This is a genomic window from Paenibacillus sp. 01T424 (genome assembly GCF_056398745.1).
This window is the reverse complement of the sequence record NZ_JBFTPZ010000039.1, coordinates 34,974-57,767: the sequence shown is the minus strand read 5'-3', so window position 1 is coordinate 57,767 and position 22,794 is coordinate 34,974. Positions and strand designations below refer to the sequence as shown.

The following is a 22,794-nucleotide window of genomic DNA, read 5'->3' as shown; positions in this document are numbered from 1 at the left end:
TGGAGAAAAGCTTTGTTTTCGCGTCTTGACTTGGAGTCGACTTCAAGTTATAGAATGTGCACTATCGAATCATATTAAAAAGGAGATGTACAATGAACAAGGACCAGAGTGAACATATCGCATTGATTACAGGCGCAAGCGCTGGGATCGGGTTAGAACTAACACGGAAATTACTGTCGGAGAACTGGCATGTGGTTGCTGTAAACCGTTCTGATTTTCCAGCCGACGATAGGAGCATCCAGAATGCGGTCAAGAGCGGTTCGCTTCGAATTTATAAAACGGATGATCTCGCCGATTATGCCTGCTTGAGACTTACTTTAGAAGAGATCAAAAGCAAGGAGCAGCGGATCGATATTTTGTTCAATAACGCCGGAGGGTCTTTTCCCGAGCTGAGCTATTCGAAACAAGGACGCGAGAAACATTATGAACTGATGACTGTCGTTCCGTATATTATTCTGATGGAATTGAAGGAACTCATTAAAATCAGTCGTTTAAAAACGGTAATCAATACCTCATCTTCAGCTCTAAAATTTACAAAAGAGTTTTCGATCGAAGACCTGGAGCATCCCAAAACCTTTCGCAAGTTGCTTGGTCCTTACGCGACCTCAAAGCTAGCTATTTCTCTGTGGACTCAGGCCATTGCACCGCAGCTCGCCAAGAATGGTATCAAGATCCGTAGCGTTGACCCAGGTAGCAACAATACACTTAGAAAAGGGAAACAATCCGGACTACCCGTTTTGGTTGAAGTATTGATGAAGCTATTTTTCTCGCCTCCTACCCTCGGTGCCAACAAGCTGTATGAAGGGGCTCTTGGTGAACACCATCATGAGAACGGCGTATTTTTGCTAAAAGGACGGGTTGCGGAATTAAAGTTTAAAGAGCAGGCGCAGAACGTTCTGGAAAGGATTCAAGCGATTTATGAACACGAATTTCTCATGTCTTGAAGCCCAGACATTGAACAGAATACTGCACTAACCTACTCTTTAGTTTAATGACAGAAGGAGCAGTTGCCGCAACGGCGAATTGCTCCCTGGATATTACACTATTGTCTCCCTTTAGTGCACTGTTTCCTTCAACTTTTGCAGCCGTTAAAAGTAAAACTTAGATACTTTCTCATGGACAATGTACTTACTTTGAATTGCGGGCTAGTCCATCGCAAAGATCACAAATAAGACACCCAACTCGTTCAGCACCTGCTTACCCCTTACCTCTTCATAGCTACAGTACTTATTAGTAAACAGATTCACTTTACTAAATTTCGTTTTTGTAAAACGTCCACTTGTCGTAAACCGGTTTTGCATTGATTATTATTTCTAACAGTTCAGCTTTCAAGAGTTCAATATTTTGCTTTTCCACGAGTATCCTGTTTCCACTCACTTTACCAAACAGTATTTTAATTTACTATACTATCCTACCCGTTAGCGTAATGAATCTCTAACAAAAAAGGTTTTTTATTCTGTGCCTAATTGCTCTCTATACTGAAAATTAAGTCCCCAAAGTTCTTCGAGTGGTACTGCTTTTTTTGAACATTTTTCAATTCCACTTTCCTTTGCTTCATTAGACCAAAGATAGGGATAAATAGAAATGCCCTGATTCCCATCTAGCGTAGGAACAATGGTTTCCCAGTTATTCCATCTAAATGGTTCGTAGAATCCCGACAAATCCCCCGTACAAGACCAATTCAGAAAATCAGTATAGCCTATCTCTAAATACTCCCACGCTAACGTATCAGGTGCAATATAAAAAATTTCTCCTTTACCTTCATCAAAGTACCCGCCGTTTAAAGCAAAAAAACCGCCTAATATATCATCGGCAACCAATAAGGCATTTTCCAACTTACAATTTTTGGTCCATGATGGATCGTTCTAGGTAAATTTTCATGACCTGAACCTAAAACGCGAAGCCATCCATTCTGAAGTAAAATACCACCAGTTKAATATGCGACCGCACCTAGCGTTGACTTAGTTGTTAATTGAAGGCGAAACAATTCTTTTTCGCCTTATTCTTTGAAAGAGGGGAGGATAACTGCTCCATTACAATTGTTAGATTCACGAATCCATTGTCTTATCATAAAAAGTGCTGATTCATCCTCAAATACAAGCTCTTTTAGCGGCTTCATGCGGTAACTCCTCATTTTAAACAGCTTATTTATTATAATAACTTTAACTGCCTTTTCCTGCACTAAACCTCCCGTTAGCTTAACAATTGAAAGACATTTTTTTTATCAATTGCCTCCAATATGAAAGACACCAATAACGGTTTTACCATCAACGTCATATAGCGGGATATCATAACCACCTGGGGGTCTACTGTTTTGTATAGCTAGAGCTTCCTCGGGTGTCTTAGGCTGCTCACCGTCTATATCTTTTTTTAGCAAATATCCCGTAGTGCCATCCACACCTGTTGCACTAATTAAATCAGGTCCCGTTTCGTAGGAAGTGGCATCTGCAGCAGAACCGTATGTCTGTCCGTTTTTATTTTTAGGATAGTTCATATTCTTAGGGCTAATATACAAAGAACCAATTATGTTTACTCCATCAACATCATACAGTGGGACATTACGACTAAGTTCACCGAGATAATCTTCTTTCAGCAAGTATCCTGCAATGCCATTCACACTTCCTGAAAAAATTAAGTCAGGTTGCATTTCAACGGAAGTGCTTTCATTGGCAGAACCGTATGTCTGTCCATTTTCATTTTCAGGATAGCTAGGAAGATTTGTGAGGCTTTGATTAATCGTGCTTTTAGCATCGCGTTGAAACGCCATAGTACCTCCCACTACGCAAATGGTTAAAACAACACCAAGAATGATTATTCTAATGTGTTTCGAGTAAACTCTCATTTTCTCACTCCTTAAAAATACTCAATTGTAAATGTATGGTAGTTAACTCAACAATTACTTATACGATACCAGTAGTTGGAAGTTGCGCTATCCTGTCCCTTGGTTTAACGCTAATTACTGGGACATCTGTACAAAAACCTTTATTCTGTATCTGTTGTCAATGTATGATTATTTCTAAATCAGAAATAAAAACAACTTCACTAATCCGGTCTTCGGATTAGTCTTAAAGGTAATCTCAACATTCATATCATTGATACTTTGTCATCTTATTACGTATTAACTATTTATTCACCTCAGCTGAAGTGAACCTTCTTTAAAATGCTTTCATGCTAGATAATCGATTTGTATGTTGCGACACAAACATGCATTAATAACGTATATCTACTTTTTACATTCTTCTCTTTTTTGTTGCAGAAAAAAACATTACCATAATATTTCAACAAAAACATTACTAAACATGTATTTCCGATTTGATCTCATTTTGATTTAAAAATTTCATTAAATCATGACGCAACTGCACAATCTCATTGTTAGCATTATTCGCATAATCCGGCAACATCATATCCCTAACCATTTTAGTTCGTAGCCATGTCATAAAGAAAAGATCCAAAAATAAGTTTGGAAATTTAAGCACTATTTTAAGCATTGGTGGATCAATTGAAACGCCTGCTTTTTGTATTGCCCTTAGAAACGCTTTTAAAGTGACTGTTATTTTGCGTGCCGTCTTTCTGGTTCTGACTGTTTTTTGGTCAATTATCTTATTCTCAGAATGCAAAAAGCTTAACATGGCAATGTCTGATACGGAATGTGTGATTAGATACGCTTGCATATCCTTTTTAATTACGTAAGGAAGCTTTGCTGTTTTAAATAATTTTGCGAGGTTTTCTATGCGTTCTGTCACAACACCATTCATTTCTCCAAATGCAGTTGCTGCTATAATCTTTGGTAGAAATCGAGCATGCAATACTCCATCTTTAATCTGTCCGCCGAAGCCTGGAAAAGCTGGTAAAAGTCTATCCCCTACGATATCCAGCCACGAAGAAAATCCAATTGAATTACTAGTCATCGTAACTATATTTTTGCTTTGATTATCTTTTAGCGCTAACAACGCTGATTCGGACCGATCATAACGAACGGTAACGAAAATAAAATCGTATATATCGTCATTTTCGAGCGTATCGATGACATTCACTTGTATCGATCTAACTGTATCTTTTTCTTTATATTGCAGGCCATTTTCTCTTAATGATTTAAATCTATTAGAATGTGCAAACAGGGTAACGTCAAACCCTGCTTCAATAAGCTTAATTGCGTACATGCTCCCGATGACACCTGCACCAAAAATTAAAATTCTATCTTGTTTTGCTGACATTTAAATCACTCCTACTTATTAACTTTCCTTTTTGATTATCAGACAACATGTTGTATGATGTGATTATAAATCTTCATTATTCCTTGATCAACCATCAGTTTTTTATTATTTGTCGGATGATATTCTTATCGCTAGTAGGAGGGAAACATGAAAAAGCAACCCCAAATAACGGAGAAAACAAGACAAAAATTTGTAGAAGTTTTTTGTGAGTTATATAGCCAAAAGCCGATTGAGAAAATTTCGGTTCAGGAAATTGCGAATAAGTCAGGATATAACCGCAGCACCTTTTATCAATACTTTATCGACATTTACGAATTGTTAGACTCTGTTGAAAATGACTTATTGAATGAAATGAAAAAAGAATTGGAAAACAAAGAGCTATCGATGCATACGGTTCAAGATACGCTCTATTGTCTGGACAAAAGAGAACATCTCCTGGTTCTTAATGCCCTTTTGGGTGATTATGGAAGTGCCCGTTTTTTAAAACGCTTAAAAAATGAAATCACTTTGAATCAATTAGAATTAAACATTCCGCAAAACCATTCCATAACGCCATACTTAATTGAGTTTTACCTGACAACTTCCCTTTCTTTATTTCGTCTTTGGCTCCAGCGTCAAAAGGATTTATCGTCAGAACAATTTTTCAATTTAGTGGAGAACCTATATTCAAGCGGGATTACGCCCTATTTTAAAGAATGAGTCTGTCATTCAAACCAAAAGAACGAGAAAAAATCTAATGTAATTTAACATGAAAATAAGCCCACTACGCCTATACGGGCATTGTGGGCTTATCAGCTTAATCTTACTTGTAAATTGAAGTATCTAGCGGAATAATGAACCCGCCGTCAACAGCTTGTGTCACATTTATTGCGATATTCTTTACTCCAGAAATATCTACCTCAATCGTCTGGAGATCACTATTTGGCGAAATCTTCTCTACTTTTTTAAGGAGCACATTCTTATCATTATCCCTAATTTCAAGAGACTCTACTTCCTTGCCGATTGCAGCGAATTGCAGAACAAGCTTCTGATATTTGCCGTTAGGGCTGAGCTCTGTTTTCCTCCTCTTGGGATGTCTTCAAATCCAGGAACTCCGGAAACAACGGTTATTGAGAGATAATTTCTCTGAAAGATGACGCTACATGTGGGATCGTCTCTGCGTTTATGGAGTTGAAGATTTTACCATATTATATCGCAAAGCCCAATACTTCATTTCTATTTCTCCCTTCTTCCAAGCTGCTGATTATCCCAACCCTTTCTAAAAGCATAAGCTCCGGAAGGATCACGCTGTCAGTTTATTTCCCTACTTCTCTCATTCCGGCTGTTCACTTTTGTATAGAAAGGTAGATGATGATTTCAGGGTTTTCAAATCCAAGCTTAAGGAAACAAAATCGGGGTTTCTTCTATGTATTATCATACTTAACACGAAAAAAGGCGCTCCCGGCAGTAGTCCAGGAGCGCCTGCTTTATATTCAATTGTATATGGCCAGAACTTTCTACTGGCCTTTATTTACATCCTCCATAAAGCTCCTATAGTTTTCCACGATTTCYTTGGACCTTGTATGGTGTAGATAATGCGTGCCTTCAAATGTCATCAATTTTCCATGAACTAGATCTTTTATCTGTTCTTCATGCAATTGTTCCCAGCCTTCAACATCCGTATTATTCGCTTCTAAAAAGAAAATAACAGGAAGGTCTTTCGGGAATTTCGAATTCTCAACAGCGGCAAAATTAGGCTTGAAATTTTCCCCTTCACTAATGATATTGGGATTCATCATATTTTTGAGAGAGATTATTCTAATCTGCTCTCTCATTTCATCATTAACTTCTGGAGCAATAAGCTGATCGTCGGTTAGTTTCGATAACAATCGCAAGAAACCAGTCTTTTTGAGTACTTTATAAACATCTGATGGAAATGGTTCATCCAAACCGCCTTGTGTTGGAACACTGCTGTCTATCCCAACAAATGCTGTAACTTCATTCTCATATTTGTTCACATAATCTAGACCGTAAATACCGGCTATAGAGTGGCCCATTAACGTGTAGCGGTTAATATTTAGCTGTTGCAGCGCTTCATGAATTTCTTTCACTATATTTTCAGTAGTACGTTCTTTTTCTGTAACATCACTTAAGCCATACCCAAATGGCTCAATCACGACTACTTTGTAAAATGGTGCCAACTCATCAATTAGTGGTTTGAAATCAAGCGCTGGCGCTCCTGTTCCGTAACCAGGCAGCAGCACAACCGTTTCTTTGCCATCGCCTTGAATCAAAACATTCATATTTTTCCCGTCTACAGGTACAAGCTGACCATAAGATACGATTTTATCTTTGTCCGTTTTATTGCTGATGATATTAACGATAAAAACGACGGCTAGAAAAACTACAATAGCTATAATAATGACAATTACAGCTTTAAGTAAAAATCTAAGTATTTTTTTCATCATTCAATTTCTCCCCTTATTCTACATTCTTTGTTTTAACCAATTCAGTTGAATCTCCGATAAATCACCTGCTTATTTATATAGCTTTGCTTTTGTCTTCCTCATTCTAACAAACCACTCTTAGATCTTGTGTAACTCAGCTTTAACTAGACCTTAACTCTTATTCATTATTGGGCTAACAATTAAGCTTCCATTAAGATTACAGCTAAGATTACAGCAGTAAGGTTCGTCCTTCTTCATATACGGCAAAATGGATACCTGTTTAAACATGGAAAGACCGCCTTTAATCAAGGGCGGTCTCATCAAGAGCTACAACGCTATTGGTTCATTTTCAACATGAATCATTCTTTTGGAGAAGAGCTGCTTAAATCCTTAAACGCTTCTATAAAAGACGCTGGATCTGTGGATAGCATATACGAGAAAACACCCTGCAGCGTGTGCAAATAGAAAATACCGCCATCCCCGCCAATCGGTTTATACGATAAATCGAATACTTCCGTTATCGGAAATTCACGGTACTTAGTAACAATTTTCTCTTTGTATAAATACATAACACGTTCATCCACTACTGTTTTTTGTTCTACACTTGTGATTTCTCTCTTCACTTTATAATAATGTTGGATAGCAATACAATTCATATTTACTCCTCAATGCTTCGTCATTAACGACAACTATACCAAATAGTCTCTACACTTTACAAAAAAATGACCGGAAAAAGACACTCTCTTCCGATCATTTTATTAAGAATTAGGATGATTTTGACCAAACATGTTGTTCTAATCCTCCATAAACATTCAATGATGCTTGATAAAGTCCCAGCCCAGTTAACTTTTCAATTTGCGATTTCTTCTATCGAGCACATACTGATACAAACCGATCGATACAGCAAGCCATGTCCCACTAGCCAAATATCCACCTACAATATCACTTGGAAAATGGACCCCTAAATAAATCCGGCTAATCCCTATCCCCAGTATCATAACTGAACCAACTAAGATCAAAATGACACGCCAATACGCCTTCGGAATATGCTTCCATAATAGAAAAATGATAATCCCGTAAAAAGTGAAAGCGGCCATGGAATGTCCACTCGGAAAACTGTAGCCATTTTCTTCAATAATGCGGTAAATCGTTGGCCTGACACGTTGAAAACTCAATTTTAGCACACTATTTAAAATGGTTGATCCAATTAAGATTCCTGCAAAGAAGTACAGTTCTCTTCTATATTGCAATTTTGCTAATACGACTAACATGATGATGGCTAAAATAGAAACCATAACTCCTGATCCAATAAACGAAAAAAACTTCATTATCGCTGTAAGAGTATCAGATTCCGCTCCTTGAATTTTACTGATGATGCTCTGATCAAAATTTGCAATTCGCTGATCGCCAATCCAAATGGATATCCATATGAACCCGATTGCACCCATTAAACTTAACAAAAATGCACGTGTAAAAACGAAAGTAAAATTCATCCTGCAGCACTCTCCATACTCTGAATAATAAGACTGAAAAAAATGTTGTACATACACTACTACGTCTAACTGGACAAACAGGCTCCAATTCATCGATTTTTGTGGGTATGAAATGGACAGATCCTGCTCACCCTATAATGCTGGAGGTGATGACATTGACAGGAAGAAATAATAAACCTGATAATGATGGACCAGCTTCAAGTCCATCCAGGCTCGATCAATTTGGTGATAAGCAAAGCAGAAACGACGAAGCTATACCGAAGAAAAAGGACAAAAGCTGCTAATCTAATGTTTAGGCAGCTCCGATAAAAAGAGCTGCCTTTACTATCTGAGCGCTAAAACATAAAAAGGGAACAAATGTTCCCCACTCGCGAAATGAGCATATTGGGGATAAAAACCATTAATTTTAGTCAATTCACCCAATTCTTAATGCAATATCTCCTTTCAGATCGGCATTTAAGTCAATTTTGCCCAAGATGATGAAAAATATCATCTAATTAGGCTAAATTATATGAGAACATTTGTTCCACACCCGTATTTCGGATCATTTTTACACATAAATCGATACAAGTACACTGCATTTTCTCTCAATACCCCCAAAAAAACAGCAAGCGATTCAACAAATATAATGCTAAACATTAAATTTCATCAAAAAAAAGACCCCGACAGCAATTTTTATGCTGACGCAGTCTTTTGAGAAATCAAAAGTTAATCCCAAGGATAAGTAACCGTCAAAAATCCAGCAAACTTTTTGCTTTCATCTCTTCTCACCTTGCGCATGTCCGCTCGGTGTTCAGCTGTCTCGAACAGTTTTATCTCCTCATCCGATTCCGGTACAACGATTGGTACAGGAACGGGCTTCCGATTCTCGTCCAGTGCAACAAAGGTTAAAAAAGAGGTTGCTGCAATTTTACGTTCGCCGCTTAACAAATCCTCTTTGATCACCTTCACAAAAACCTCTACTGAGGTTCGGCCTGTCCACGTCACGAACGCTTCTAAACATACCGAATCAGAAGGTCTGATGGGATGCAAAAAATCAACAGAGTCTGTGGAGGCGGTCACGACTGAACGCCGGCAATGCTTGGTTGCTGCAATCGAAGCAATATCGTCGATGTAAGCCATTAGTTTCCCGCCAAACAATGTATTGTGATTGTTGACGTCCGGCGGAAATACTCTTGCCGTTTTGTAACATCTGGACTCGCGTGAATGCCTCTGCTCCATTGATGATTATTCCCCTTTTTTAAATACGGATAATAGCTGGGAGATCGCTCTCTCCTGCTCAACTTCCAAACAGAAATCAACAGGACGGCCTACAACCGAACGTACTCTGAGATCCGTAATGATCATCCCTGCCGTTAAACCTTCACCGCAGTCAATAACCGCATTCATCGTTTCTATTTTCACGAGAGAAGGATTAATAGCTACAATAACAGCTAACGGATCATGCATTGCGCATTCGCCGTCAAAGTGATTAGAAAATGCATAAAATTCAAAATAACGCTCTAAAGCGACATTTAGGAAATCAAGGATTTCATGTTTATCATCAGCAATCTCGCGTGATAATTGCTCCATATGTGTTTTTGTAAGACGAGTCTTCTGTGTTACATCCAAGCCGACAATTGTAATTGGAAGCTCTGATTCGAATACTAGCGCTGCTGCCTCTGGATCACCGTACAGATTTGCTTCGCTCACGGGTGTAATGTTGCCTGGTGCGAATACTGTTCCACCCATAATAACGACCTTTTTGAATTTCGTTACAATGGAAGGATCTAGCTGTAGAGCGAGAGCTAGATTCGTTTGTCTGCCTACAGTTACAAGAATAAGCTCTCCTGGGCTCTCATTCACTTTCTGAACGATGAATTCCGCAGCAGATATACCCTCCAGAGGCTTCTGATGAGTTGGCGGCAATTCTGCATCGCCGATGCCATTATGTCCATGAATATGAGCGACAGCGCCTGGGAACACACGCTTGAGCGGACCTGATGCACCCTTCGCAACGGGAACCTCATAACCGCAATTTGCAACTTGAATGACACGCAGCGTATTTTCCGTAGCTTGTTCAACGTCGATATTCCCAAATCCCGTCGTAATACCCTCTACCTTAATCTCTGGTGAAAGCAGTGCATATAAGATGGCTAAAGCATCATCAATGCCTGTATCAACGTCAAGCAACATCCTGTTTATCTTCGACATATTATGATACCTCCCTTTTCTATCGTTCATTGTAAACGAATAAAGCTTGAAAAACCAATTAAAATATAAAGTTTGTGCTTCCCGTAAAAATTACATCTTGATTTTGGAATGATTAACCAAAGAAATGACTAATATACACCATCACAAGCAGCCCTATGATAAAGGAATAGGTTGCAGAACGTTCATAACCATGTCCATGTGTCTCAGGAATTAGCTCCTTATAGACGATGAACAACATAGCACCAGATGCAAACGCAAGTCCATAGCCAATAAGCCCAGCCACATAACTTGCGGCAAAATAACCGACTATCGCAGAGACAACCTCCATTAGACCCGTCAAGGTTACGATTAGCATAAGCTTCAGCTTGCTCACCTTGGAATGAATAAGGAAGATGGCAAGGACGAGCCCTTCCGGCATGTTCTGAGCCCCGATTGCAATAGCTACCATCGGTCCAAGTCCGCCATTCGTACTTGCATAACTAAAGCCGGTGCTTAAGCCCTCCGGAATGTTATGGATGATTAATGCAAATATGACGAGCAGCGACTTGCTGTCAAAGGATGAGATCCCTCTTTTTTGCTCAATATCGATATGGGGTAGATTTTTTTCAATGAGGTCAAGCGCAATCACGCCAATTAAAAGTCCTAACGTCAGTGGGATTAGCCCAGATTCCTTGAGAGCTTGCGGCAGCAAGCCAAAGGTAGACGCAGAAACCATGATGCCAGCTGTAAAAGCAATCAATATGTCCTTCCATTTTTCCGAAAGGCTTTTGACAAAGAGCAGCGGAACCGCGCCTAGCACGGTAGCCATTGCAGAAATAAAGCTTCCTATGAGTGCTTCTACCATGTTGTCTCTCCTTAGCGGGTCGATCACTACCCAAAAACTGTTTCCTTATTTTATACGAATAAAGCGATTTCCATCCTTTTCTTACGTTGCCAGTCCTTCTTTAACAAGGTTCATAAAATAGGTCTGATGATCAGGGTGGCATGCAATTAAATAAGGCTCTTCATTTACGCCCTTAAAAGAATTGCCATCATAATCAATGACAACGCCGCCCGCTTCCTGAACCATTAAGATACCTGAATATAGATCCTCGCCCTCCGAGTTGTAAACGATAATTGCATCCAAATCCCCTCTGGCAAGCATCGTCCATTGCAGCGTTGGCGCCCACAGCCGCATCATCCGCTTCGTGTTAACGTCTATGTAATGTCTAAGCGTTACGGCACGCTGTTCATTTTGCACCGCATGACCTTGTATCCAGCCAACTCTCGCTTTTGCAAAAGCCTTTGATTGTTTCATATGTATTGGCCTAGCATTGCATAGAGTGCCTTCGCCTGAGCTTGCCACGTACAAACGATCTGTCATCGGCTCATAAATGACCGCCAACACCGGTTTAAAGTTATAAGAGAGCGTGATCGAGATGCCGAACAACGGCAATCCAACCGCAAAATTATTAGTTCCATCAAGTGGATCGACCAACCACAGCCATTCGCTAGTCAGATCATTCTCGCCATATTCCTCTGATCGAATGCGATGATCGGGGAATACGCTTCTAATTTTATTTAGTATGATGCTCTCTGCCAAATAATCGACTTCCGTAACGATATCGCCATGGTCGCCTTTTTCTTCATAATGATCCAATGTTCCAAACTTCTCACGTGTAAGCCGGCCCGCTTCATAAGCTGCAGCAATAGCAACCTCTCTAGCCATATTTAAAATCAATTGATCCAATATTTCAGCCCCTTCACATGTCTCTAATTCAACCGTATCTAACTAATTTCCTCAGACTTAGCAGAATAAAAGTGCAGACGATTTCCAAATGGATCTGTAATGCTCACTTGATTCCATTCTTCATCAAAGCCAGGTCTAGCGAAATTATATTTTTTGGCTAACAAATGCTCTTGAAGCGCCTTGGCATTGTCTACTTCAATGCGGATTGCTGAACCAGGCGTACTATCGCCATAATGCTCCGATAAATGGATGACACAATCGCCATTAGAGATTTGCATATAGAGCGGCAAGTCTGGCTCAAAACGATGCTCCCAATCGCATTTAAATTCCAAGAAATTGAAATAAAAGTCTCGTGCTTTCGCCTCATCAAAAATGCGAAGAATCGGTACGGTTGATTTCATATGAAAAGTCATTATTATACAACTCCTTGTCCAGTGTCCTATCTTCCATGATTATACATGGATTTCAAAAGGTACGGAAGGCTTGCCACAGAGAAAAGGACTGTACCCCTATGCACAATTCGCACGGAGGTACAGCCCTTTGTTCAACTCTACTGCTATTATTTCACAATGCTTTCCAATACATCATCAATGACTTGTGAGTAAGCAATTGTACCTGCGTACAACCAGCTTGATGTGCTTGGGTACTCATAAATTTTACCGTTTTTCACAGCAGGGATGTTTTTCCAGATTGGATCGCTTAATGCTTGCGAATCCGCATCTGTGCCGCTGTTAATGAGGAACAAATGGTCGGCATCAAGTTCAGCTAGTTTTTCTAGCGAAATGGCGTTCCAGTTGCCCGTTCCTGTTGCAGAAACTTCTTTTACAACCTCTGGAACAGTCAAACCTAATTGATTATAAAGAAGATCACCACTCGATAGCTTTTCACTTACGATATAAAAGTTGCCTTGTACAAACCAAAGAGCTGCAGCTGATTCACCTGGGATTGCGCTTTGCAATTTTTCTTTAGCAGCTTTTGCTTTTGCATCATACTCATCCAAAGCTTTTTGCGCTTCTGCACTCTTTCCAAAAACCTCTCCGACTTTCAGCAAAGTAGCACGCCAGTCTGCAATCAATTTATCGCCAATGGTGAAGGTTGGAGCAATTTTTGAGTATTGCGCAAATTTATCGCCTTCCACATTCGCATCATATGCCATAAGAATAAGGTCTGGTTCAAAGCTTGTTACGGCTTCAAATGGAAGATCATACGGTATAGTTGGAACATCAGCAAGCGAATCATGCAAGTAATCTTGAATACCGTTAGGTACGGACCACTGAGCAACTGGCTTAATGCCTATAGCTACCAAGTGATCTTCTAAATAAGAACCAATGACGCGCTGAGGATTAGCTGGAATGGTAACCTCGTTACCTAATGCATCTGTTAGTTTTCTTTCTGTTGGCGCATCTGTTGGAGCCACTGTAGCAGCAGGTGTATTATTTGTTTTATTACCTCCGCAAGCTGCTAGACAAATGGATAGGACAATCAAACTCATAAATACAAGTACAAATCTCTTGTTGCGGTTAATCACGATAGTTCCCCCTGTAAGACGATATATGGCTGTGAAGTAAAAATAGTTTCACCTCAAAAGTCACCTAATGATAACAATTATCATTTTCATTGTCAACTGGGTTTTCAAGTTGAACCGCAACCGTCCTACTTTTTCTAACGATGCTTGATAAACTGTTCGATTGTTTGATAGAGCTCTTCCTTTTCGGTACCGCGAATATTATGAGCGGACTCAAAAAACTCTTTAACCGATATATTGCTGAACAACTGCTTGTAATGAATTAGTTCCGCATCGCTAAGCAATGATCCCTCTAGCATCCCTCTCATAACAAGAACAGGCAGCTTAAGCTTTACATCCAGCTGCAGCTGTGAAGAGTCCCGCTCAATTCCGATAACCGCTTGTTCTCTTATTTTCTCTTCCCGCTTCATCGGCTTCAAATAATTAAAAATATAATCGTGACGCCATTCAGCCGACATTTGTTTATGCTCTGCAGGATAATCTTCTAAAATAAGTGATTCTAAGTGATGCTCGTTCGTTTGAGCATAACCAAGCGCATAAGATACACCCCGAGAGTATCCCATCAGATGAAAGCGATCCACGGCTGCAGCTTCAACAACAGCTGAAAGATCTGCTATGTGATCTTTTAGATCGTAATGATTAAACGGCGTATCGCTTTGCCCTCTCCCGCGGAACGAGAGAACGATTGCTCTTCGAGGCAATAAATATAACAATAAATCCTCATATTCTTCAGCTGTTTCCGATAACCCTGGGCATATGATTAATGGGGTTAATTTTTGGTCTGCATCTGGTTTTGAATCTAAGTAATGAATATGAACATCTTGATTAATAGCTATTTTCGACTCGATCACTGACTTTCCCCCTCTCTACGTTTCTAAATAAACTTAACGTTCTCTTGCTATTACAAAGCCTTTATCCGTAGAGGTAAATCCAATTCTCGGGTAATAGTCGACAGCTGAAGGTGCAGACAACAAGACAAGTGACACTTGCGCACCAAGTGTTTGCCTAAGTCGCTCTACCAGCTCCTTGCCGATACCTAATCTTTGGTAGTCGTGATCAATTGCCAAATCAGACAGATAGCAGCAATAGGAATAGTCTGTAATCGCCCGCGCTATTCCGACCAGTTTATTGCCGTCCCATGCACTAATAATGATATCTGCATGATCGATCATTTTTTGCAAGCGTTCTAAATCTTGATAAGGTCTTTTAATCCCAGAGCTCGCAAATACTTGCGACAAGTCTTGCGCGGACAAGTTTTTATCGTTCTGATAATGTATCATAACTATTCCTCTCTCCTTTGCTTATTGATTCCCATGATTATACATCTTAAGTTGATTATAGGGTAGATTGTTTTTATAATCCCTTTTACCATTCAAATCATTTTTGAAAACTATGAAAATACGTCTATCTATCCTCTTCACTAGCATAATTGGGGTAATCCCTAGTCCCTTTTCTGGCAAAAAGAAATACATATATAGGAGCAATAGCTTTATAGGAGGGATTATATTTTGATAGCTTCTGCAAATTCACCCACAGTGCAGCTTCAGACTGTGAGCAAGAAACGGAAAAAAATAGTGAGTAAAAAGAGAAATGTCGTTATTCATGGCAAGCTGCACTTACATCATAGCAATGGCAGTCTGAGCAATACGGAATGTAAACCTAAAGTTGTGCGGAAACACAAAAAAAGAAAGACCGATCGCTGCCACCTTAAAGTACAGAAAAAGGGAAGTCCAAGTGGGCAAAGAGGTTTGCAAGGCCCTGCCGGTCCAACCGGTCTTACAGGTCCTCAAGGCGCAGCAGGAGCACAAGGAGCGGCTGGAGCTGTTGGTCCTCAAGGCATTCAAGGACCACAAGGCGTCCCCGGTTCATTAGGACCGCAGGGTCTTCAGGGTCTTCAAGGCGTTCAGGGTCCCCCGGGACCGTCAAGCGGGTTTGACTTTACAGAGCTCATTACATTGCTTAACGGCTACCTTATTGTTGGTACTCTCATTAATGTCATGACACCGGGACAGCCGACCGGGTTCACTGGAACAGTAATCAGCGTACAATCAACACTTGTCCAATTAAACACGGTCGCAGGTACTTTGATGTTTATCCCGTTTTCCTTCATCACGAACATTGAAACAATTTCATAACTCCCTATGAGAAGAGGTTTGTGCTCATGTCAACAACGCTTTCGGGCGATTTGATCGCTTTACTCGGCAAAGAAGTGTTTGTCATGACGAATGGCTTTGGTCAGCTTGCTGTAATCGGAAGACTCGATCAGGTAGGTAACGACTTTATACTCGTTTCCTTCGATCAAGATAGTTTTCTTTACGAGCTGCGAATCTTTTATGCAAACATTATTTATGTCCACGAGAATCCAGCAGTTTCATAAACAAGATTCTAAGGAGAGTAGGCTTGCGATGTCTATTATTTCAAATGGAAATCAGATTCTTCCAGGTACTGCTATTTATAGTTTACTCAAGCGCCATATTGGCAGCATTATTTATATAACGACCTCAACAGGAAATGAAGAAGGCCAGTTGATGGCATTTAACGCTAACTTTTTGACCATTACGACAACTGCCTTAGAAACCAAATATGTACTAACAGCAGAGCTGGTCTCTTTCACATTTCGTTCTTAATAAAAAAGCAGGCTGGATCTAAAGGTTTTTGACCATTAGGTACAGCCTGCTTTATATTAAAGAGCCCCATTCTCTAGTTCAACAGCATGTCTAGCAATCGCTCTTAAAATATCATCGAACATTTCTTCTTGTTCCCAAATGACTTTGAAGCCTTGCACTAACAAGTCACCCAATCCCTGCTCCAAAGGTCTATGCAGCCACTCGGTATCTGCAACACCAAAGTCAGCTTCGATTCCACTTGCATACTCTATTTTTAGAGAGGTTAGCAAAGCATATTCCTCTTTCGTCGCTTGCTCTATAGCCTCGTATTGGAACTGATATAAAATGGCATCTACTGTTTTTTGCTTCTTATCGGTAACGAGAAGAAAGCTTAAATTCGAATCCTCTTCACTCTCATCGTCCGCACAAGGCCCAACCAACGCAATTCCAGTAATATGCGAATGTCCGCCTGCCCATTTTACAAATTCGTACATAAGCTTATAATGATCCGGTCTCATATTCTTGAACCTCCAAATACCATCGTGGAACTATGCTGTCAAAATAATGATGATCCTCTAATACTCGCTCCAGCTTCTCTACCATAATAGGCAGCTCAACTTGCCGCACCTTCAATATCCAAACGATTGAGGAGATAATCGTCATCGCAAGATAAAGAGAATATAAGGTCCAGAACTTCTCATCAGGCTCTAGTTCGCCATGATATCCTTTAATCGTACCCATCGTAAATGGAATGCTGATTTCACTGCTGAACATCCCGGCCTTCAGAAATTCATGTACCGGATCTCCCCAGTCCCATCGATTAAAATCAATGACGCCGGCTAATCTGCCTTCTTTTACAATTAAATTGCCCACATGAAAATCATCGTGCTGAAAAACGTTAGGCCGATCCTTCATCAGATGCAGATTTTGTTCAATAAAGGATAGAATCTGCGCATCGTCTTTCATTCGAGCCCCACTAGCCATATATTGCTCGATATAGCTTTTATGCTTTGCAAGCTTACGGTCATGCCATGACAAGACTGAAGCAGGAGCATGCCACTTATGCATCTTAGCAAGCTCTTGTCCCGCTTCCAATCCAATTGTAAATATAACCTTTATTTATTTTTGATATTCGACTGCTGCCACGAAGTATGTCTATACCTTTGATAATGTTGTCGATGAGCTCCTGCTCATTCATAATCTCACCTCGCAAATCCAAATAAAAACGAGCTAATCATCACGTATTTCTTAACCAGACGTTTTTATAATCGATTTTACCCCATGCGTTTAACGAAATTCCTTGCAGCGTTTGATGATGTCCTACAATCTGCAGGCTATGATATAAGAACAATAAGCTGAAATTTCGTTTGAGCTCCTCTTGTATGCTTATCAAATAACCCATTCTAATATCTGAATTCTCATACCGCAAACAATTTGAAATTTGTTGATTGATATTCATCTTGTCAACCGCACCCAGATGGTTCGTAATAAAACTGTTCTTTGACATATACATCTCAATAAGCGAAATATCAGGCTGCTCTCCGAGTACTTCCCCACTAAGGATCATATCCGCTTTCATTATGATTTCGGGATTAGCAAGCTCTTCGAGCGAAAGCTTTACGATTTCCAGTGAAATGCCTAAATACTTGTAAACCCTTTGCAGCCATTTCGAAGTTTGATCATTCGCAGGCATTTCATAAGTATATAACGTAATGGTCTCGCCCTTATATCCTGACTCTTCAAGCAATGTTGCCGCTAGTTGCGTATCATAATCGTTATAGAAAGCCTTATCCGTATCCTCTAAATTAAAGCCGGTTGAAGGCTGGTGCCTAATGCCGCCTAATTCGTGGATCATTTGCTGCCGATCTATTCCGTAGTGCAAAGCCTGGCGGAACTTCATTTGCTGCGTGATGCCTTTTTTCGCTGTATTGATGGTAATAAAAGTGCTGCCTTTCTCCAATTGTGCCAGCGCTGGTCTTAAACTCTCCTTGATTTGCGCTTCAAAATAAACCAGTTGATCTTCACCGTCTGACTGCAGCTGCTCTTGATTTTCCTCATAATTTGGCCACACCCACATTTCAATGCGATCCAGATGAGGACAACCTTCCAAATAAAACTCATTGGCTTCTGCAACGAGCATAGACTCATTGTTTTTGGTAATCTTGAACGGCCCAGTCCCAATAGGCATGATGGCAAACTGCTCATCAGAACCAGTACCATCGAGCATTTCAGGTACAATCGAATAACGTTCCGTACAAAGGAAATGAAGAAACAGCGCATTAGGCTCATTTAGCTCAAAGGTAATGCTGTACTTGCTCGTTTCTCTTATTTCCTTAATCTTGGACGTTAACCACTCCGCAGGCGAGCTTGTGAGCAGTCTTTGAAAAGTAAATGCGACATCTCGCGAGGTCATTATCTTATCATTGTGAAAACGAACGCCCTTGCGCAAAAAAAACGTCCAGCTCGTTTTCATCACGTTGCTTTCCCAGTAATGAGCGAGCTGAGGGTGGAATTTACCATCCTGATTTGAATATCTGACCAATGTATTAAAAACCTGCTCTATCCAGTGCGTCTCCATGCGGCGACAGACGAAAGCAGGATCTAAGCGCAAGAGAGGACGATAAAAGGGAAATCTCAGTACATCCTTCTCCTCCATATCCCTCTTCACGCCAAATAATTCAGACAACCATGTCATAATTTCGGATTTCACAGCTGGATCCTGAAGCATCTCGAGCATGCTCCAAGCCTCGTTGATCTTCCCTCTCTCGACTAGCCCCTTCGCTTTGCCGAGAACGATATCACGGTATGAAACAAGAAATACGATTTGCGAGAGATTGCCGCGGCCACGACCGGGCAACCATTCGATATAGCTCTTTTCCATCATTTTTGTCAAAAGTATTTGTACATTTCTGCGTGTACAAGACAATATGTCGCAGATCCGTTCCATGGATAAAAAAATAGGCTCGCRTTCTGGGTTTGCTGGAAAAGTGTTTCTTAACCTGCAATAATATTCTTCCACATCCATCCTTAACACCACCTAGGAAACGAAGTCTCAGTTAGCCAGCTTCGTTGCTGTTTTCTCTCTAAGCCTTGTTACTGTAGGCAACAACTTCCTCATAGGATAATTGCCCGCCAAAAATATCAAGCGCACTGCCGATTGTAATATCCAGCTTGCCATTTGAAAGCTCATTAAATTGATCCATATCCGCAATCGACCTTGCCCCGCCGGCATAGGTTGTCGGAATCGTTACCCAATCAGCTAATGAACGAACGAGGCTTTGCTGAATGCCGCTCTGCTTGCCTTCCACATCAACAGCATGAACAAGAAACTCATTGCAATATTGCTCAAGGAATGAGATGTTTTGTTGGTTAACAACGAACTCGCTGAATTGCTTCCATTGATTCGTCACAACAAACCATTGCCCGTCCTTCTCCTTGCAGCTTAGATCGATTACTAAACGGTCCTTCCCCACTTCAGCGACGATCTTCGCAAGATGATCCTCATTCAGCTGACCATCTTTAAAAATATATGAGGTCACAATAATATGCGAAGCGCCCTTCTCCAAATAAAAAGCAGCGTTATCCGCAGTAATACCACCGCCAATTTGCAAGCCGCCAGGATATGCCGCAAGAGCCCGAACTGCCGCTTCCTCGTTTCCGCCGCCGAGCATAATCACGTGACCGCCCGTAAGCGCGTCTTTCTTGAACAATTCTGCATAATAAGCTGAATCTTGTTTGGATACAAAGTTTTCTATGATTTCGGCATTCAAAGTTTCACCGACAATTTGTTTCACTTTACCGTCATGCAAATCGATACAAGGTCTAAATTTCAATTTTCATTCCTCAATTCTGTATGTTGTAAGTATGAATATTCTCTATATGAAAAATAACCTAATCCTCTATGTAAATCAACAATGCTGTGAAATCTTGATGGTTTTATTACTTAACGCTTCTCCCCTATACGTGGTGCCTTTAATTCTCTCGTTTCAATAAGATCAGACAAGCTTCTATCTGCCATTGAAGGAATCAGTAAATCATAATCCATAAAAGCAAAATCCTTCGTCAGCTCGTTTGGAACGATCACTGTATGTAGTCCCGCTGCTTTAGCTGCTAAAAACCCGTTTAGAGAATCCTCAAATGAAATCGCTTCACTCGCTTCAACTCCAAGCTTCTGCAGCGCCAGCAAATACAGCTCCGGATCAGGTTTGACCCGTTCGACCTCATCAGCTGTACTGAAGCTGTCAAAATAATGATCCAATTGATGTTTAACCAAATATGGCTTTATCCAAGAAAGCTGAGAGCTGGATGCGAGACCAACTTTGAGATTCATACGCTTCGCCTCATTCAAGTAGTCCATCACGCCTGGGCGAATATCAGCTGACTTAAGAAGCTCTGCATAGACTTCTTTAAATTTTGCTTTAACAGCTGCTAAATCTATCGTTTCAGTTACACAATCGGCAATATAAGTATAAGGGTTAAATTGATCCAGCGACGTCCCTACACATTTGGCATACAGCGTCACAGGCAGCTCTACTCCATACTCCTCATAAACTTGACGAAAAGCATAATAGGATGGCGTTTCCGTATCAATAATAAGACCGTCAAAATCAAAGACCAACGCTTTAATCAATCGACTCATCCTCTCTACTGTACATTCATTAACTATGCGATTCTTGTTTAATCGCGTAACCGCTTAAATATAGCTCTCTACTAGAAGTATCTGATTCGATGCTGGAAGAAATCTCTTTATGTTTAATATCGATTAAATTCTCGTTTTTATAGACGCAATGATGATCGTAACTATGGGCTTCATTCAGCATCATAGGCAGTGTGATTGGAATATTGGACACGATGCCGACATTGTTTTTATCCATAATCCATTCGAATGTTTTCCAGTCCAAAATCCCTTCATCTGTTTTCTTAGGTGTCGCATATCCAAAGGAAGCCGGCACTTCTGCTATATACGCATACATGCCGCCAAAATCAAAATTATCGCCAGACCAGGTAACTAATCCTTTAAAATGCAAATCGTAATGACGAATACCCGTTTCTTCTTCAATCTCTCTAATCATCGCTTCCCTCGGAGACTCCTGCGGTTCAAGCTTGCCGCCAATCCCATTCCAGCAGCCCATCCAGCTGGATTTCTCACGATTTAGCAACAATATTTCATTGGCGCGTTTAATAAAACAAATATTATATTTCAGCATCATCGTTCTCCTATGTTCGTGTTCTTATATAAAATTTGTACTATTCCTATCTATCATCATAGCTATACTTTACCACATTGCTGTTTTAGAAGAGAACCTGTCCACAAAATTAAGAAGATTTCCCAAAAAGCTTGAAATCACTTTTTAGAAAATCTTCATTATCATCATATCTGCTTACTTCGGTTTATAGGAGAAGTTCGGATATTTTACAACAGGCCATTTCTCTTTGCGCAGGGCATCCATCAGCTCCGGACCGACATGCAAATTACTTTCAACCAGTTCACACGGAGTTAGCGCCATCCACTGGTTCAATGACACATCAACAAAGCGATCACTTTTGAACATCTCCAAAAACCAAAGTGATTGGCTGCCCGTATTTTGGATATAATGTCCATAAGCAAATGGTACGTATCCAACGTCACCAGCACGATAATCAAAGGTTCGAGCGACACCGTTTCCAGCAAACACGGTCATTCGACCCTGTCCAGCAAGATAATATTGCCACTCATCGTTGTTTGGATGCCAGTGAAGCTCACGCATTCCTCCCGGTAGTATCTCTACGAGGGCGGCAGCAATCGTTTTCGAGATAGGAAAGTTCGAGGAATCCACAATCCGCACGCTTCCGCCAGAAGTTTTAAGTGGTGGCTGCGCCAACAAGCGATGTGTAAATGGAGAGGGAACCTCACCATATGGAGATTGCACCTTTTGGCTTTCAATTGACCCTGGCACCTTATCTTGATAAATATAAACCTGATCGGAAGGAATATGTTGAAAAACGCTTTCGGGAACGCCAAAATTTGCAGACAACACGTCTTTTGGCGTATGTGCAAACCAATCGGATATGGATAATGTATTCAGATCAGAGAAGGTTCCATCATCAAAAACAAGCAAAAATTCGCAGCCTCCCTCAAGCCCTTGAATGGAATGAGGGATGCCTGCCGGAAAATACCAAAGATCTCCTTCACTGATGTCAGCGATCATATTGCGTCCAGCTTGATCAACTGAAGTAATTCGTGCTTTACCAAGCAGCATATAAGCCCATTCGGCTTGCTGATGCCAGTGCATCTCTCGAACGCCGCCTGCTGTGAGACTCATATTGACTGCCGCGAGAGTTGTTGCGATCGGTAAGTCTCGAACGGTTACCTCGCGTGACCAGCCGCCTTTGTTTAATTGCATATGTGTATCCGAGAATGAAAATTTCAAATTAGGAAGCAAACCCGAATCGGTAACGGGAGGGACGAGCATGTTCGGGTTTTCAATATCACGCATAATATCACGCGGACCTTGGTCTATATTTCCCGTTCCATCACTTGCTCGAATGGGCTGAGGGATAACTGAGCCGCTATTTGGATCTTGGGGATGATCCTCCATCATAGTCCTCCTCGACATTAAAATATGTGT

General features: G+C 40.6%; 29 protein-coding genes. 6 read left to right on the top strand and 23 right to left on the bottom strand.

The window, feature by feature from the left end; genetic code table 11:
- Window positions 1-92: 92 nt before the first annotated feature.
- Window positions 93-944: an SDR family NAD(P)-dependent oxidoreductase gene (locus AC1DPK_RS25425; RefSeq protein WP_477512020.1), complete on the top strand. Its 852-nt coding sequence runs from the start codon at window positions 93-95 to the stop codon at window positions 942-944.
- A 507-nt stretch (window positions 945-1,451) separates the two neighbouring features.
- On the opposite strand, the gene AC1DPK_RS25420 is transcribed toward AC1DPK_RS25425, so the two are convergent.
- The 4 genes from AC1DPK_RS25420 to AC1DPK_RS25405 form a co-directional block, all read right to left on the bottom strand.
- Window positions 1,452-1,820 carry a DUF2625 family protein gene (locus tag AC1DPK_RS25420; protein WP_477512019.1) on the bottom strand — a complete coding sequence of 123 codons (369 nt, stop codon included), beginning with the start codon at window positions 1,818-1,820 and terminating at the stop codon, window positions 1,452-1,454.
- Complete coding sequence (locus AC1DPK_RS25415; RefSeq protein WP_477512018.1) at window positions 1,799-1,987, bottom strand: DUF2625 family protein; 189 nt, start codon at window positions 1,985-1,987, stop codon at window positions 1,799-1,801. Before AC1DPK_RS25415 ends, AC1DPK_RS25420 begins: the two co-directional genes overlap by 22 nt.
- A 237-nt stretch (window positions 1,988-2,224) precedes the next feature.
- Window positions 2,225-2,842 carry a hypothetical protein gene (locus tag AC1DPK_RS25410; RefSeq protein ID WP_477512017.1) on the bottom strand — a complete coding sequence of 206 codons (618 nt, stop codon included), beginning with the start codon at window positions 2,840-2,842 and terminating at the stop codon, window positions 2,225-2,227.
- A 451-nt stretch (window positions 2,843-3,293) separates the two neighbouring features.
- The gene (locus AC1DPK_RS25405; RefSeq protein ID WP_477512016.1) at window positions 3,294-4,214 is read right to left on the bottom strand and encodes a ketopantoate reductase family protein; all 921 of its coding nucleotides are present in this window, start codon (window positions 4,212-4,214) and stop codon (window positions 3,294-3,296) included.
- 147 nt (window positions 4,215-4,361) lie between these two features.
- Here AC1DPK_RS25405 and AC1DPK_RS25400 point away from each other — a divergent pair, with 147 nt between their 5' ends.
- Window positions 4,362-4,913: a TetR/AcrR family transcriptional regulator gene (locus tag AC1DPK_RS25400; RefSeq protein ID WP_477512015.1), complete on the top strand. Its 552-nt coding sequence runs from the start codon at window positions 4,362-4,364 to the stop codon at window positions 4,911-4,913.
- 103 nt (window positions 4,914-5,016) lie between these two features.
- Here the strand turns inward: AC1DPK_RS25400 and AC1DPK_RS25395 are convergent, their stop codons facing one another.
- The 4 genes from AC1DPK_RS25395 to AC1DPK_RS25380 all read right to left on the bottom strand — a co-directional run bounded on the left by AC1DPK_RS25395 (window position 5,017) and on the right by AC1DPK_RS25380 (window position 8,133).
- Complete coding sequence (locus AC1DPK_RS25395; protein WP_477512014.1) at window positions 5,017-5,169, bottom strand: hypothetical protein; 153 nt, start codon at window positions 5,167-5,169, stop codon at window positions 5,017-5,019.
- A gap of 541 nt (window positions 5,170-5,710) precedes the next feature.
- The gene (locus AC1DPK_RS25390) at window positions 5,711-6,661 is read right to left on the bottom strand and encodes an alpha/beta fold hydrolase (protein WP_477512013.1); all 951 of its coding nucleotides are present in this window, start codon (window positions 6,659-6,661) and stop codon (window positions 5,711-5,713) included.
- Window positions 6,662-6,999: 338 nt separating this feature from the next.
- A complete protein-coding gene (locus AC1DPK_RS25385; protein ID WP_441885708.1) occupies window positions 7,000-7,296 on the bottom strand; it encodes a hypothetical protein in 297 nt (98 codons plus the stop codon).
- 186 nt (window positions 7,297-7,482) lie between these two features.
- Entirely contained in the window at window positions 7,483-8,133 is a 651-nt protein-coding gene (locus tag AC1DPK_RS25380) for a phosphatase PAP2 family protein (protein ID WP_441885711.1), read from the bottom strand.
- 155 nt (window positions 8,134-8,288) lie between these two features.
- Here AC1DPK_RS25380 and AC1DPK_RS25375 point away from each other — a divergent pair, with 155 nt between their 5' ends.
- A complete protein-coding gene (locus AC1DPK_RS25375; RefSeq protein WP_256710960.1) occupies window positions 8,289-8,417 on the top strand; it encodes a hypothetical protein in 129 nt (42 codons plus the stop codon).
- Between the two features lie 424 nt (window positions 8,418-8,841).
- Here AC1DPK_RS25375 and AC1DPK_RS25370 read toward each other — a convergent pair whose 3' ends face one another.
- The 8 genes from AC1DPK_RS25370 to AC1DPK_RS25335 form a co-directional block, all read right to left on the bottom strand.
- Entirely contained in the window at window positions 8,842-9,354 is a 513-nt protein-coding gene (locus tag AC1DPK_RS25370) for an acyl-CoA thioesterase (protein WP_076269341.1), read from the bottom strand.
- Window positions 9,355-9,360: 6 nt separating this feature from the next.
- Complete coding sequence (locus AC1DPK_RS25365) at window positions 9,361-10,326, bottom strand: nucleoside hydrolase (protein ID WP_441885715.1); 966 nt, start codon at window positions 10,324-10,326, stop codon at window positions 9,361-9,363.
- Between the two features lie 112 nt (window positions 10,327-10,438).
- Window positions 10,439-11,170, bottom strand: coding sequence for a ZIP family metal transporter (locus AC1DPK_RS25360; RefSeq protein WP_441885718.1), 732 nt, complete (start codon window positions 11,168-11,170; stop codon window positions 10,439-10,441).
- A gap of 81 nt (window positions 11,171-11,251) precedes the next feature.
- Window positions 11,252-12,055: an inositol monophosphatase family protein gene (locus AC1DPK_RS25355; protein ID WP_477512012.1), complete on the bottom strand. Its 804-nt coding sequence runs from the start codon at window positions 12,053-12,055 to the stop codon at window positions 11,252-11,254.
- Between the two features lie 38 nt (window positions 12,056-12,093).
- Window positions 12,094-12,468, bottom strand: coding sequence for a glyoxalase superfamily protein (locus AC1DPK_RS25350; protein ID WP_477512011.1), 375 nt, complete (start codon window positions 12,466-12,468; stop codon window positions 12,094-12,096).
- A 146-nt stretch (window positions 12,469-12,614) separates the two neighbouring features.
- Window positions 12,615-13,583: an ABC transporter substrate-binding protein gene (locus AC1DPK_RS25345; RefSeq protein WP_477512010.1), complete on the bottom strand. Its 969-nt coding sequence runs from the start codon at window positions 13,581-13,583 to the stop codon at window positions 12,615-12,617.
- 134 nt (window positions 13,584-13,717) lie between these two features.
- Window positions 13,718-14,431 (bottom strand): alpha/beta fold hydrolase, encoded by a 714-nt coding sequence (locus AC1DPK_RS25340; RefSeq protein WP_477512009.1) that lies wholly within the window; start codon window positions 14,429-14,431, stop codon window positions 13,718-13,720.
- Window positions 14,432-14,464: 33 nt separating this feature from the next.
- The gene (locus tag AC1DPK_RS25335; RefSeq protein ID WP_441885733.1) at window positions 14,465-14,860 is read right to left on the bottom strand and encodes a GNAT family N-acetyltransferase; all 396 of its coding nucleotides are present in this window, start codon (window positions 14,858-14,860) and stop codon (window positions 14,465-14,467) included.
- Between the two features lie 228 nt (window positions 14,861-15,088).
- Here AC1DPK_RS25335 and AC1DPK_RS25330 point away from each other — a divergent pair, with 228 nt between their 5' ends.
- Genes AC1DPK_RS25330 through AC1DPK_RS25320 form a run of 3 tightly spaced genes read left to right on the top strand, consistent with a single transcriptional unit; the run spans window position 15,089 to window position 16,207 of the window.
- On the top strand, window positions 15,089-15,715 hold the full coding sequence (locus AC1DPK_RS25330) for a hypothetical protein (RefSeq protein WP_477512008.1): 627 nt from the start codon (window positions 15,089-15,091) through the stop codon (window positions 15,713-15,715).
- Window positions 15,716-15,741: 26 nt separating this feature from the next.
- Window positions 15,742-15,957 (top strand): hypothetical protein, encoded by a 216-nt coding sequence (locus tag AC1DPK_RS25325; protein ID WP_339209148.1) that lies wholly within the window; start codon window positions 15,742-15,744, stop codon window positions 15,955-15,957.
- Window positions 15,958-15,985: 28 nt separating this feature from the next.
- Window positions 15,986-16,207, top strand: a complete 222-nt coding sequence (locus AC1DPK_RS25320) for a DUF2642 domain-containing protein (RefSeq protein ID WP_076269334.1) — start codon at window positions 15,986-15,988, stop codon at window positions 16,205-16,207.
- Between the two features lie 56 nt (window positions 16,208-16,263).
- Here the strand turns inward: AC1DPK_RS25320 and AC1DPK_RS25315 are convergent, their stop codons facing one another.
- The 7 genes from AC1DPK_RS25315 to AC1DPK_RS25285 all read right to left on the bottom strand — a co-directional run bounded on the left by AC1DPK_RS25315 (window position 16,264) and on the right by AC1DPK_RS25285 (window position 22,767).
- The gene (locus tag AC1DPK_RS25315) at window positions 16,264-16,704 is read right to left on the bottom strand and encodes a hypothetical protein (RefSeq protein WP_441907754.1); all 441 of its coding nucleotides are present in this window, start codon (window positions 16,702-16,704) and stop codon (window positions 16,264-16,266) included.
- Window positions 16,685-17,281: an aminoglycoside phosphotransferase family protein gene (locus AC1DPK_RS25310; RefSeq protein WP_477512007.1), complete on the bottom strand. Its 597-nt coding sequence runs from the start codon at window positions 17,279-17,281 to the stop codon at window positions 16,685-16,687. The genes AC1DPK_RS25315 and AC1DPK_RS25310 overlap by 20 nt, the downstream gene beginning before the upstream one ends.
- 142 nt (window positions 17,282-17,423) lie before the next feature.
- On the bottom strand, window positions 17,424-19,211 hold the full coding sequence (locus tag AC1DPK_RS25305; protein ID WP_477512006.1) for an ABC transporter substrate-binding protein: 1,788 nt from the start codon (window positions 19,209-19,211) through the stop codon (window positions 17,424-17,426).
- A gap of 58 nt (window positions 19,212-19,269) precedes the next feature.
- On the bottom strand, window positions 19,270-20,019 hold the full coding sequence (hisA, locus tag AC1DPK_RS25300) for a phosphoribosylformimino-5-aminoimidazole carboxamide ribotide isomerase (RefSeq protein WP_477512005.1): 750 nt from the start codon (window positions 20,017-20,019) through the stop codon (window positions 19,270-19,272).
- A 110-nt stretch (window positions 20,020-20,129) separates the two neighbouring features.
- A complete protein-coding gene (locus AC1DPK_RS25295; RefSeq protein ID WP_477512004.1) occupies window positions 20,130-20,816 on the bottom strand; it encodes an HAD family hydrolase in 687 nt (228 codons plus the stop codon).
- 28 nt (window positions 20,817-20,844) lie between these two features.
- A complete protein-coding gene (locus AC1DPK_RS25290) occupies window positions 20,845-21,396 on the bottom strand; it encodes an NUDIX hydrolase (protein ID WP_477512003.1) in 552 nt (183 codons plus the stop codon).
- A gap of 171 nt (window positions 21,397-21,567) precedes the next feature.
- Entirely contained in the window at window positions 21,568-22,767 is a 1,200-nt protein-coding gene (locus AC1DPK_RS25285; RefSeq protein WP_477512002.1) for an oxalate decarboxylase family bicupin, read from the bottom strand.
- Between the last annotated feature and the right edge of the window lie 27 nt (window positions 22,768-22,794).